Source organism: Hyalangium sp. (assembly GCF_045802625.1).
GTDB lineage: Bacteria > Myxococcota > Myxococcia > Myxococcales > Myxococcaceae > Hyalangium.
Window position 1 is genome coordinate 1 of sequence record NZ_JBJMQP010000163.1, and the last position, 12,211, is coordinate 12,211.

12 protein-coding genes are annotated in these 12,211 nt (G+C 69.4%); 10 read left to right on the forward strand and 2 right to left on the reverse strand.

Annotation, left to right across the window (positions count from 1 at the left end; genetic code table 11):
- The 3 genes from ACJ8AT_RS29765 to ACJ8AT_RS29775 all read left to right on the forward strand — a co-directional run.
- A partial coding sequence (locus ACJ8AT_RS29765; protein WP_407741313.1) for an FAD-dependent monooxygenase occupies nucleotides 1-1,051 on the forward strand: 1,051 nt, incomplete at its 5' end.
- Nucleotides 1,052-1,130: 79 nt separating this feature from the next.
- The gene (locus tag ACJ8AT_RS29770) at nucleotides 1,131-2,072 is read left to right on the forward strand and encodes an NADPH-dependent F420 reductase (RefSeq protein ID WP_407741314.1); all 942 of its coding nucleotides are present in this window, start codon (nucleotides 1,131-1,133) and stop codon (nucleotides 2,070-2,072) included.
- A 138-nt stretch (nucleotides 2,073-2,210) separates the two neighbouring features.
- Entirely contained in the window at nucleotides 2,211-2,600 is a 390-nt protein-coding gene (locus tag ACJ8AT_RS29775) for a dihydrofolate reductase family protein (RefSeq protein ID WP_407741315.1), read from the forward strand.
- A gap of 57 nt (nucleotides 2,601-2,657) precedes the next feature.
- Here ACJ8AT_RS29775 and ACJ8AT_RS29780 read toward each other — a convergent pair whose 3' ends face one another.
- Nucleotides 2,658-3,968, reverse strand: a complete 1,311-nt coding sequence (locus tag ACJ8AT_RS29780) for a sigma 54-interacting transcriptional regulator (protein WP_407741324.1) — start codon at nucleotides 3,966-3,968, stop codon at nucleotides 2,658-2,660.
- 168 nt (nucleotides 3,969-4,136) lie between these two features.
- Between ACJ8AT_RS29780 and ACJ8AT_RS29785 the strand changes: the two genes are divergently transcribed.
- The gene (locus tag ACJ8AT_RS29785) at nucleotides 4,137-4,895 is read left to right on the forward strand and encodes a class I SAM-dependent methyltransferase (RefSeq protein WP_407741316.1); all 759 of its coding nucleotides are present in this window, start codon (nucleotides 4,137-4,139) and stop codon (nucleotides 4,893-4,895) included.
- A gap of 4 nt (nucleotides 4,896-4,899) precedes the next feature.
- On the opposite strand, the gene ACJ8AT_RS29790 is transcribed toward ACJ8AT_RS29785, so the two are convergent.
- Nucleotides 4,900-6,585 carry an FAD-dependent monooxygenase gene (locus ACJ8AT_RS29790; RefSeq protein ID WP_407741317.1) on the reverse strand — a complete coding sequence of 562 codons (1,686 nt, stop codon included), beginning with the start codon at nucleotides 6,583-6,585 and terminating at the stop codon, nucleotides 4,900-4,902.
- Nucleotides 6,586-6,730: 145 nt separating this feature from the next.
- On the opposite strand from ACJ8AT_RS29790, the gene ACJ8AT_RS29795 reads away from it, so the two are divergent.
- The 6 genes from ACJ8AT_RS29795 to ACJ8AT_RS29820 form a co-directional block, all read left to right on the forward strand.
- Nucleotides 6,731-7,621: a hypothetical protein gene (locus ACJ8AT_RS29795; protein ID WP_407741318.1), complete on the forward strand. Its 891-nt coding sequence runs from the start codon at nucleotides 6,731-6,733 to the stop codon at nucleotides 7,619-7,621.
- Nucleotides 7,622-7,771: 150 nt separating this feature from the next.
- Nucleotides 7,772-8,251, forward strand: coding sequence for a hemerythrin domain-containing protein (locus tag ACJ8AT_RS29800; protein ID WP_407741319.1), 480 nt, complete (start codon nucleotides 7,772-7,774; stop codon nucleotides 8,249-8,251).
- A gap of 138 nt (nucleotides 8,252-8,389) precedes the next feature.
- Nucleotides 8,390-10,387 carry an elongation factor G gene (locus tag ACJ8AT_RS29805; RefSeq protein ID WP_407741320.1) on the forward strand — a complete coding sequence of 666 codons (1,998 nt, stop codon included), beginning with the start codon at nucleotides 8,390-8,392 and terminating at the stop codon, nucleotides 10,385-10,387.
- Nucleotides 10,388-10,516: 129 nt separating this feature from the next.
- Nucleotides 10,517-10,780, forward strand: coding sequence for a hypothetical protein (locus ACJ8AT_RS29810; RefSeq protein ID WP_407741321.1), 264 nt, complete (start codon nucleotides 10,517-10,519; stop codon nucleotides 10,778-10,780).
- A 93-nt stretch (nucleotides 10,781-10,873) separates the two neighbouring features.
- On the forward strand, nucleotides 10,874-11,143 hold the full coding sequence (locus ACJ8AT_RS29815) for a MoaD/ThiS family protein (protein WP_407741322.1): 270 nt from the start codon (nucleotides 10,874-10,876) through the stop codon (nucleotides 11,141-11,143).
- Between the two features lie 2 nt (nucleotides 11,144-11,145).
- The coding region (locus tag ACJ8AT_RS29820; protein WP_407741323.1) for a WD40/YVTN/BNR-like repeat-containing protein at nucleotides 11,146-12,211 on the forward strand (1,066 nt) is incomplete at its 3' end.

Consider the following 12,211-nt stretch of genomic DNA (forward strand, 5'->3'; position numbering starts at 1 on the left):
CGGCGCCTCGCTCCGGGCGAGGTACCTCGTCGGGTGCGACGGAGGCCGCAGCCTGATTCGCAAGCAGGCCGGGATCGAGTTCCCCGGCTGGGACGCGTCGACCAGCTTCCTGATCGCCGAGGTCGAGATGACCGAGGAGCCCGCGTGGGGCATCCGCCGTGGAGACAAGGGCGTCAACGCCATCGGCAAGCTCGACGACGGGAAGCGCGCCGGCGTCGTGCTGGTCGAGCCGCAGGCCGGCAACAGAACCGAGCCGACCCTGGAGGATCTGCGCGCGGCGCTGATGGCGGTCTACGGGACCGACTTCGGTGTTCGCAATCCGACCTGGCTCTCCCGATTCTCCGACATGGCTCGGCAGGCGGCGTCCTACCGGGAGCGACGGGTGCTCCTGGCCGGCGACGCGGCGCACGTGCATGCCCCCACGGGCGGACAGGGACTCAACATCGGCGTGCAGGACGCCGTGAATCTCGGCTGGAAGCTGGCGCAGGTGGTGAAGGGCCTCTCGCCGGAGAGCCTCCTCGACACCTACCACGCCGAGCGGCACCCCATCGGGGCCCGCGTGCTCCGCCTGACGATGGCCCAGATCGCGCTCGGCCGCGGCGACGATCGCACCGAGGCCCTGCGCGAGAACATGGCCGAGCTGCTGAAGATGGAGCAGCCTCGCAAGCGGTACGCCGCGATGATGTCGGGCCTCGACGTCCACTACGAGCTCGGTGCGGGGCACCCGCTGCTCGGGCGTCGCATGCCCGACCTCGAGCTGAGCACGGAGAGCGGTCCGAAGCGCGTGTTCTCGCTGCTGCACGAGGCCCGGCCGGTCTTCCTCAACCTCGGCGAGCCGGGCGCCTTCGACATCACTCCGTGGGCGGAGCGGGTTCGGCGGGTGGATGCCCGATACACGGGCGCGTGGGAGCTCCCGGTGTTCGGTGCGGTCGCTGCGCCCTCGGCCGTTCTGGTTCGGCCCGATGGCCATGTCGCGTGGGTGGGAGACGGCACGGATTCGGGGCTGCGTGACGCGCTCACCCAGTGGTTCGGACCGCCCACGTCGGCGTAGCGCTACTCGTTCGTCTTGAGCGCCTCAACACCCCGCTGCCTTATGGGGCCCTCGCCCCGGGGCCTGCTTCGCACCTGCCGTGGCCAGGCCCAGGTGCTTCACAATCGCTTGCACCCCTCGGGCTCCCTTCACATACCCCAACACCCTTAAGGCCCTCCGCCCCACCCGCCATGGACGGCCGCCCGGTCGTGGGGGCGGGGCCCACCTGGCGGGTCGCCTCCGGGCCCTTGACGAAATCCGCCGGCCACCGCGCATCGCGCGGACGGGTCGGGCATCTGACCGGCGCACGAAGGCGCGGGATTCAACCCTGGAGGACGACGACATGAAGATTGGAATTATTGGCGCGGGCTTGATTGGCGGGACCCTGGCCCGGCGCTGGGTGCAGTTGGGGCATGACGTGTCCATCGCGAACTCGCGCGGGCCGGAGACGCTCAAGGACGTGGCGAAGGAGATGGGCGCGAAGGCCGTCACCGTCCAGGAGGCGGCCAAGGCGACCGACGTCATCGTGGTGACCATCCCCCAGAAGGCGGTGCCCGCGCTGCCCAAGGGCCTCTTCGCGAACACGCCCAAGGACGCGGTGATCATCGACACGGGCAATTACTACCCCGTGCGCGACGGCCAGATTCAGGCGCTCGACAACGGCCAGGTGGAGAGCGAGTGGGTCGCGTCGCTCATCGGCCGTCCGGTCATCAAGGTCTTCAACAACATCTTCTTCAAGAGCCTGGGCGAGAAGGGCAAGCCCCAGGGCACGCCGGGGCGCATCGCGCTGCCGGTCGCGGGGGACTCGCCGGAGGCCAAGGCCAAGGTGCTCAAGTGGGTGGAGGAGCTGGGCTTCGACGCCATCGACGCCGGCAGCCTCGCCGACTCCTGGCGCCAGCAGCCCGGCACCCCCGTCTACACGCAGGACAAGGACGCCGCGGGCGTGAAGGCGGCCCTGGCCGAGGCAAAGCGCGAGCGCCTGCCGGAGTACCGCAACGCCTCCAACCAGTGGCTGAAGGACTTCCTCGCCAAGCAGGGCTGAGCGCTCACGCCACGCGCAGCGCGACGAGGTCCGGGGGGACGTCCTCGAAGGCGCTCCCCGCCACACCCACCCGAGGCTTCTGGACCACCGAGTTGATGGACTTGTATACCGCAGGTGGCCAGAGAAGGAGGGGGTGTCATGGGTCACATCGTGTATCTGATGAACCTGTCGCTGGACGGCTTCGTCGAGGGACCTGACGGGAAGGTGGAGTGGACCCGGCCGGACGAGGAGGTGTTCCGGTTCCACATCGAGCAGGCCCGGCAGGTCAGCGCGTACCTGAACGGCCGGCGCATGTACGAGACGATGGCGGTCTGGCATACCCTCGACACGGATCCGTCGGCCTCGGACTTGATGGTGGAGTTCGCGCGAATCTGGAAGAGCAAGCCCAAGGTGGTGTTCTCCACCACGCTGGAGAAGGTGGGCGAGAACTGCCGGCTGGTCCGGGGCGACATCGCCGCCGAGGTTTCGAGGCTGAAGCAGCAGTACCCCGGAGACCTGGCGGTCAGCGATCGAGATCCTCGGGCGTGAGGCGTGAGATCCGGCGAAGAAACGGCTCCCTCGAGTCCATGGCCCCTCCCCTTCGCCTCACGGGCCGTCGTGGTCGTGCAGCCCGTGCTTCTTCAGCAGCTTGCGCAGATACACCCGATCAATTCCCGCCTCCCGCGACGCGCGTGAGACATTGCCCTCGCACCGCTCGAGCAGGCCCTTGAGGTAGTCACGCTCGAAGCCCTCGATGAGCCGCTCCTTGGCTTCCTTGAAGGGCAGCTCCAGCTCGGGAGCGACCGCGGCCGCGGCCGCCGGACGCGGCTTGTCCACGGGCGTGGGCGCCATCTCCGGCAGCGCCTCCTCTCCCAGGTTCACCACGCGCTCGACCACGTTGCGCAGCTCGCGCACGTTGCCCGGCCACGGGTACTGCGCCAGCAGCGCTCGCGTCTGCTCCGACAGCGCGCTCGGCGGCCGGCCCATCCGCTCCAGCACCGTGTCCACCAGCAGGGGGAGATCCTCGGGCCGCTCGCGCAGCGGCGGCAGTGTCACTCGCAGCACCGCGAGCCGGTGGAACAAGTCCTCGCGGAACTTCCCCGCCTTCACCGCGCCCTCCAGATCCACGTGCGTGGCCGCCACCACCCGCACGTCCACCGTGCGGTAGTCATTGGCCCCCACCCGCTTCACCTGGCGCCGCTCCAGCACTCGCAGCAGCCGGGGCTGGATCTCCGACGGGAGCTCTCCCACCTCGTCCAGGAAGACGGTGCCCCCGTTGGCCCGCTCGAAGGCCCCGGCCCGATCCGTGTGGGCTCCGGTGAAGGCCCCCTTCACGTGGCCGAACAGCTCGGATTCGATCAGCGTGGGCGCGATGCCCGCCAGATCCACGATGACGAACGGCCCCTTGCCGCGGCGGCTCGCCGCGTGGATGCCCTCGGCGCACAGCTCCTTGCCTGTGCCCGTCTCGCCCTGCACGAGCACGTCCGCGTCCCCGGACGCCAGCCGCTCCAGCAGGGTGAAGACCTCGCGCATCTTCCGGCTGCCTCCCACCAGCGCTCCGAACTGGCTGTGCGTGGAGGGGGGAATGACGCGCTCGCGCGAGTCCTCGGGGAGGATCTTCAGCTCGGTGACTCCCAGCTTGAGCACCGCTCCGGGGCGGACCTCCAGCTCGGTGAAGCGCATCCCCTCGCAGAACGAGCCGTTGCGCGAGCCCATGTCCCTCGCCAGCACTCCCTCCTCCCCCACCTTCAACGTGAGGTGCTGGCGGGAGACGGCGCGATCCTTCAGGACGAAGTCACACGCGGGCGCTGTGCCCAGCACGAAGCTCCCGGCGACAAGCGTGTGGCTCTTGCCCGCGTCTGGCCCCGACAGGAACACCAGCTTGACCCGTACCGGACCCCTCCGCAGGACCGGCATGCTCGCGGTCTCGAACTGTCCCGATTCCTGCCCATCATCCTCTTCGTGGGGAGCCACGGGCCGGGACCATAGCACTCTCCACACGGAGGCCAGGGGCCCGATCAGGGGTAAAGGCCTGATTTTCCATGCCTGCTTGCCCTCAGCAAAGGGGAGGCGCAGAAGGTCTGCATGACGGAGCCCGCCCCTCCCGCTCCGGGAGCCCAGAGCGACGATGAGCTGGAGGAGTTCGATCTCCCGTTCTTCGAGCGCCTCGCCCTGCGGCTCCAGGTCCTGGTGCTCGGCATCGTCATCCGCCTCACCGATCTGTTGCTGTTGATCTGGCGTCCTCGGCTGCTGCGGACGTACCTGGGCATCTGGTGGGAGGAGTTGCGCCACACGCCCTATCGAGCACGCCGCACCTTCGAGGTGGTCCGAGCGCTGAAGGCCACCGGCCAGCGCTTCCGAGAGCTCATGTATGGCGAGACGCCGTTGATGACGGCGATCTCCGTCTTCAAGCGGGCCGGAGTCGGCCGAGGCTGCCGGTTAATTGATCTCGGCGCGGGCCGAGGCCGGGTGCTGATCGCGGCGCGGTGGCTGGGCGCCGAGGTGCGCGGGGTAGAGCTGATCGCGGACCACGTGACGCGCGTGGCACCGAGGCTCCAGGCCGCGGGCATCCCCCTCACCGTGGGAGACATGCTGAGCGAGGAGCTGGGAGACGCGAGCCACCTCTTCACCAACTGGGTGGCGCTCAGCCCGGAGACGAAGGCCCGGCTGATCGAGCGGCTGCGCACCTGCCGCCCTGGAACGCGCATCATCACGGTGACGCGGCCCATCGAGGCCGAGGGCTTCGTCCGCCTCTCCCGCCACTGGGGGCTCTTCACCTGGGGGCTCGAGGCAGTGTGGATTCAGGAGTACCGCCCCGCGGCACCACCGCTCCCTTCCTCTTGAAGGCTCAGAGCGTCGCGGAAGCCTCGGCGGAGACCGACGGCGCCACGGGAGCCCCGAGGCGGCTGCGCAGTTCCTTGAGCAGCATCGAGGGCTCCACGGGCCGCAGGCGTGAGCCCACGTACTTGTCCGGCCGCACCAGATAGGCGCAGGGCGTCCCCGCTCCGAAGCGGTGGTGTGCCTGTCCCTTGGGATCCACCAGCACGCCCGGCCCCGACCGGCGAGCCTCGAGGGTCACCACCCAGACGCGCAGCCACTCGGAATAGCCAGCCTCCAGGGAGCGCGCCAGCCGGAGGAGCTCCTCGAAGGGCTCGGGCGAGTCCAGGCCCTGAAAGAGCAGCAGCGCGAACCGCGGGCCTCTCAAGGCCTCGTGCAGCCGGGTGATGCCCTCTCCTCGCAGGGAGATCTCTGGCACCCGCTCACCGGGCGCTGGACCCTCCTCGAGCCGGGCGCTCGCTCCATCCGAACCCCGCACCGTCTCGGAGGACACGGGGCTGTGGCGGTAGCGCAGGTAGAGCTGAGACACGAAGCGCACCACGCGGCGTTGGAAGAGGGGCAGGGAGACGATTGGCGCCACCAACGGCACCACGCGCTTGCGCATGAACCGCGCCAGCGGACCCTTGGCCGCCGCGAACCCGAAGAGCCGATCCGTGCCCTCCAGCAGCTTGCGCCCCACGGGCTCACGCTCGGCGCCGTAGGACTCCACGAGCGACTCCGGCGCCCGGCCCCGGAGCACGAGCGCCAGCTTCCAGGCGAGGTTGTACGCATCCTGGATGCCGGTGTTCATGCCCTGTCCGCCCGCCGGACTGTGGATGTGAGCCGCGTCTCCCGCGAGCAGCACCCGCCCCTCCCGGTAGCGAGGCACCCCACGGCGGTGCAGCCGGTATCCACTCGTCCAGCGCGCATCGTTCAGCCGCAGCGGGACAGGCGCCAGCCGGTTCACCACTTCCTGCAATTGCTCGAGCGTCGGCGTGGGAGTCTCCCCAGGAGGAGCCATGTCGCGGGGGACGATGGTGATGACCCGGAAGCGGGCCTCGCCGGGCATGGGGAACGCGGCCATCACCCCGTTCTCCGAGGGCATGATGTACAGCTCGCCCGGCGCCAGCTCTCCGTCCACCCGCACGTCGCCCAACATGCAGACGTCCTCGTACGTCTCACCCTCGAACGGAATGCCGGCCGCCTTGCGCACCTGGCTTCGAGCGCCATCACACCCCACGAGCCATCGCGTCCGCACGGTCTCCTGTCTCCCATCCGCGTGGCGCAAGGTGGCCTCCACGCCGCCCTCCACCGCGCGGTGCCCCTCCAGCTCCACGCCCCACTCCACCCGCCCTCCCCGCGCGGTGAGCCGCTCCGTCAACAGCGCCTCGGTGGCGTCCTGGGGATGGATGAGGGCGAACGGATAATGGGACTCGAGCCCGGCGAAGCCCCCGAAGCGCAGGTGGGCCTGACGCCCGTTGTGAGCCAGCACTTTGACGCCCTCCATGCGAAGGCCCCGCGCCAGCGCCGCCTCGATGAGCCCCAGATCGTCGAACACCTCCAGCGTGCGCGACTGCACCACGATCGCCCGGGACAGCGGAGACGGCCCCTCCAGCCGATCCACCAGGCGAGTGCGGAGGCCATAGCGCTCCAGACACACCGCCAGCATCAGCCCCGTGGGCCCTGCCCCCGCGATGAGCACCTCTACGTCCGTCATGGCCGCGCCTCCTCTTCATGCAGAACTTCACACTTCCTCACCATCGTGAGTCTCTCAGGAAAGCTCCCCGGGCGGGCAGCCGGACAAGGGCCGTGTCATCCGCCCGTCGTCGGGACCTCCCCCAGGTACCATCTACGAGTCAGTCATGGAGATCGGTACACGGCGCATGCTCGGAGAGATCCTCGTGGAGCGGGGAGTGGTCAGCCGCGCCCAGCTCCGCCTGGGGCTGGTGCACCACCACGAGGCCCGCATTCCGCTCGGACGGGCGCTCATCCGGGAGCAGGTCTGCACGGAGGCTGATCTGCTGGAAGCCCTCTCCGCCCAGCTTGGCGTCGACTCGGTCGACCTGGAGCACGAGCAGGTGGATCCCAAGCTCGCCCGGCTCATCCCCGCGCGGATCGCCCGGCAGTACCGCATCGTCCCGCTCCGCCTCGAGCAGAAGGAGCGGGAGATCCTGCACGTCGCCCTCCCCGCTCCCGCCTCGATCGAGGCGCTGGATGCCGTGCGCGCCGTCTCGGGGAAGCCTCGGGTGGAGCCGCACCTCGCGTCGGATCCGGCCCTGACCCGCACGCTGGCCGCGCTGTACGGCATCCGGGATCCCTCGGAGAAGTTCTCCACGCCCCACCATCCGCCGGAGCCCACGGACGAGCCGCCCCTGCTGCTCTACGGCTGGCCTCCTGTCACCGTGGTCCTGCTCTCGCGCATCCTCGGCCGTCATGGCTACACCACGAAGGTGGCCACCCCGCTGGAGGTCCTCCACACGGGCCCCTCGGATGTGGTGCTCGCGCCCATGCAGGCCATGGAGGGGCTGCTCATGGGAGAGGCGCGGATCGTCGGCTCGCTGATCGTCCACGGCGCCTCGGAGGACGAGGGCTACGAGCGGGCCCACCAGCTCGGAGCGAAGGGCTTCCTGGTCAACCCGCTCGATGAGGAGTTCCTGCTCCGAGCGATCCGCCGCCTGCGGCCCAGCCTCTCGGGCGGGCTGCGCTCCGGCCTGGGGCTCGCGGAGGAAGACCAGAAGGGCACGCAGGGGTGAGACGCGCTGTCCCAGGTAGCCGCGCGGGAGCTCGCACGCTCTGCCCCTTGGTCATCAAGCCCCCGTCCGGGCGCGCGCGCCGCTTGCCCTGACATGCGCGCGTGAGGACCGTTGGCTCGGACACTTGATATCCGAAAGGAGCCGAGCCTCATGGACGCGCTCGCAATGCTGAAGCAGCAGCACCGGGAAGTGGATGAGCTGTTCGACCGCATCCAGCAATGTGCCGAGGATGAGCGAATCACGCTGCTGGGCCAGATCTCCGAGAAGCTCACCATGCACGCGGAGCTCGAGGAGCGGCACTTCTATCCCTTCGCCCGCCGCATGGGCATCCAGGACATGGTGGACCACTCGCTGCAGGAGCACGCCGAGGTCAAGCACCTCATCGCGGAGATCCTCCAGCTCAAGCGGCATGACCCGCGCATCATGCAGGACGTGATGCAGTTGATAACGTCCGTGCAAAGCCACGTGAAGGAGGAGGAGAACACGCTCTTCCCACGCCTGATGAGCGTGGCGTCGCAGGACGAGCTGATGAACGTGGGCATGGAGATGCAGCGGACCATGGAGGAGCTGTCCCATCAGGAGCTGCTCAAGATGGCCGAGCACGAGGGCAGCACCGTCACGCCTGGGTAGGCAGGCGCGGCTCCGAGGGTCCTCTTCACGCAAGCCTGGGAGAGGGCCCTCGCCAGGCGGTCTCCCTTCGCTTCTCAAGCGCGGGCCCGCGACTCATCTTCCACGCGGGAAATAACTGCCGCCCTGCAGGAGTCCGCCATGAAGCATCCGGCCTCGCCGCGTGTCGTCGCTCTCGTCGGTCCGCAGGGAGTGGGAAAGACGACCCTGTTGGACTCCCTGCTGCGCGTCACGGGAGGAAGCTCCCTCCACGCCTCCGGAGGAGCTGGGCCGGCGAGCGGGCGCACCATGACGATGGAGCTGGCGGCGGTCACCACCGACTTCATGGGTGAGCGCTGGACGTTCATCGACTGTCCGGGCGCTCCCGAGTTCGCCCAGGAGGCCCGGCACGCCCTGATGGTTTGTGACGCGGCGCTGGTGGTCTGCGACACCGGCCCGGAGCGCGCGGCGGCCATGTCCCCGCTGTTCCACTTCCTGGACACCCACCACGTCCCCCACCTGCTCTTCCTCAACGCGCTGGATGAGAGCGGCGCGTCCATCCGGTCGCTCCTGGATTCGTTGCAGGCCGTCTCCGCGCGGCCCCTGGTGCTGCGGGAGATCCCGCTGCGAGAGGGTGCCCGGATGGTAGGCGTCGTGGACTTGGTGAGTGAGCGGGCCTGGGGCACGACGGCGGAGAAGGAGGCCGCGCTCATCCCCCTGCCCGAGACGGAGCGTCCCGTGGAGGAGGCGGCACGCCGCCAGATGCTCGAGCGGCTGGCGGATCAGGACGACGCGCTCCTGGAGCAGCTCATCGAGGATGTGGTGCCCTCCCCCGGAGTCCTCTACGAGCAGATGGCGCGAGCGCTCTGCGAGGATCGGCTGGTGCCCGTGTTCATCGGCTCGGCCGAGCGAGGCCTGGGGCTGTTGCGGCTCCTGAAGGGGCTGCGCCACGAAGTGCCGGCGGTCGAGGAGACGCGCACGCGCCTGGGGCTCTCCGCCAGCGGTGGCTCGATGGCGCAGCCCTTCAAGCTCTGGCACCTGCCGCACGTGGGGAAGCAGGTGTTGACCCGCGTCTGGCGAGGCACCGTGGTGGACGGAGGGACGTTCGGCGGAGGCCGGGTGAGCGGTGTGCTCCAGCCTCACGGAGCACACCACACTCCCATCAGCACGGCCCACGAGGGAGAGGTGGTCATCCTCGGCCGACTGGATGCGGCCCACATGGGAGATCACATCGAGGTGGAGGGCGTCCGGCAAGCCATGGGCTGGCCCGCGGCTCCTCCGCCCGTGCATCAGGTCTCGATCACCGCGGAGAAGCGGGCGGATGACGTGAAGCTGCCCGGAGCGCTGGCTCGGCTGATCGAGGAGGATCCCTCCCTGTCGGTGGATCAGGATACGGACACGCAGCGGCTGCTGCTCGGAGGCCAGGGGGAGCTGCACCTGCGAGCGGCCATCGAGCGGCTGGGCACCCGGCTCCGAGTCCCCGTGGTGGTGCACCCGGTCCCCATCCCCTACCGGGAGACCCTGCGGCGGCAAGGCACTCACCATGCGCGCTACAAGCGGCAGTCCGGCGGGCACGGGCAGTTCGGGGATGTGGTGTTGGACGTGAGGCCCATTCCTCGTGGGCAGGGCTTCGCCTTCACCTCGGCCGTGGTGGGCGGGGCCGTGCCCCGGCAATACATCCCCGCTGTCGAGGAAGGAGTGCTGGAGGGGCTGCGGCGAGGGCCGCTCGGCTTCCCGGTGGTGGACGTGGCGGTGACGCTCACCGGAGGCACATACCACTCGGTGGACAGCTCGGATCAGGCCTTCCGGACCGCGGGGCGTCTGGCCATCGTGGAGGCCCTGCCCAGGCTGGACCCGGTGCTCCTGGAGCCCATCCTCCGCCTGGAGATCCACGTTCCTCGCGAGGCGGCTCCTCGCGCGCAGCGGCTCGTCACCGGACGCAGAGGACAGCTCCTGAGCTTCGATGCCAATCTGGACCTGCCAGGCTGGGAGATCGTCACGGCGTACATGCCCCAGGCGGAGCTGAAGGGCTTCATCGTGGAGCTGCGCTCGGCCTCCGCTGGCCTGGGCTACTACGTGGCTCAGCACGACCACTACGCGGAGCTGATGGGGCGTCAGGCCGAGCGCGTGGTGCACCACCAACCGATGGCGGAGCGGTAACTCCGGACGCGCACCCTGCCGCACCTACGGCGTGGAACCGCGAACACCCGCGGCGTGTCCACCCTGGCGGGAGATGCATGCGTTGGGGCATGCTCCCCCGAAGTGCCCGGCACGTACGCGGAGGTACACATGACTCGGTGGATGGTGGCAGCGCTCCTGGCGGTCTCGGTCCCCGCGCTGGCGCAGACGGAGAGCGCGCAGCGCTCGAAGAAGCCCGAGCGCTCTCAAAAGGTGACGGAGTTCACCTTCGGCGAGGGAGATCTCATCGACGCGGAGGCCGAGGGTCCGGACTACACGGTGATCGACTCGCGGCCCGAGATCCAGCACTCGAGCCTCATCCGCGTGCGCGCGAACTTCGACGCCGAGGTGATGCACTCGGCCGAGCAGTTGTAGTCCTCCGCCTTCCTGAGGCAGAGCCTCCCACGTCGCGAGCAGGCTGAGCCCTGAGGGTTCCCTCGGGCTCAGGAGATGTTAGGTTGCGCCGCCGTGCCGCGCATCACGTTCACGTCGAGCCTCCAGCGCCATGTCTCGTGCCCCTCGGAGCCGGTAGGCGGCTCCACCGTCCGGGAGGCGCTCGAGCAGTACTTCGCCCGCCACCCGCCAGTGCGCAGCTACGTGCTCGACGAACAAGGGGCATTGCGCCAGCACGTCGTCGTCTTCGTGAATGGCGGCCAGCTTCGCGATCGCTCGGGGCAGCAGGACCCGATCAGCGAGGCCGTCGAGATCTACGTCATGCAAGCGCTGTCGGGGGGGTGATCATGTCGGACCGCATCTTCGTCGCCACACGCAAGGGCCTCTTCGAGCTCCGGCACTCCAACGGGCGCTGGCGCATCGCCCATACCTCCTTCCTCGGAGACTCGGTCTCGCTGGTCGCGAAGGCCCCGGATGATGGGACCCTCTTTGCCGCGCTCTACCTGGGCCACTTCGGCGTGAAGCTGCACGCGTCCTCCGATGGAGGCCAGCACTGGACCGAGCTGGCCGCCCCCGCCTTCCCGAAGAAGCCGGAGGGCCTGGAGGAGACGCTCCCGGATGGCAAGCCGTGGCCCTGGCGCGTCGAGCAGATCTGGGCGCTCGAGATGGTGAACGGCACGCTCTGGTGCGGGACGATTGGCGGCGGGCTGTTCCGCTCGAACGATCGCGGCCGCTCCTGGGAGCTGGTGCGGGGCCTCTGGGACCACCCGCAGCGCAAGCAGTGGTTCGGCGGCGGCGCGGAGCTCCCGGGCATCCACTCCATCTGCCCGCACCCGAAGAACGCGAACGAGCTCCTCGTCGGCGTCTCGTGCGGCGGTGTCTGGCGCACCAGCGATGGAGGCGAGCGCTGGGAGGCGACGAGCCACGGCATGTTCGCCGATTACATGCCGCCGGATCGGCGCGAGGATCCGGTCATCCAGGATCCGCACATCGTCACTCGCTGCGCCGCGCACCCGGATCGCCTCTGGTCGCAGCACCACAACGGCGTCTTCCGCTCGGATGACGCGGGGAAGCGCTGGGTGACCATCTCCGAGAGCGCGCCGAGCGTCTTCGGGTTCGCCATGGCGGTCCACCCGAAGAACCCGGACATCGCCTGGCGAGTGCCCGCCATCAAGGACCAGCAGCGAGTCCCCGTGGACGCCTGCATCGTCGTCTCTCGCACGCGCGACGGAGGCCGGAGCTGGGAGGTGCTGCGCGAGGGGCTCCCCCAGGAGCACGCGTATGACATCACGCTCCGCCACGCGCTCGACGTGGACGCCACGGGAGAGCGGCTCGCGTTCGGCAGCACCACGGGCTCGCTCTGGGTGTCCGAGAACGGCGGGGAGTCGTGGATGCACCTCTCCGCGCACCTGC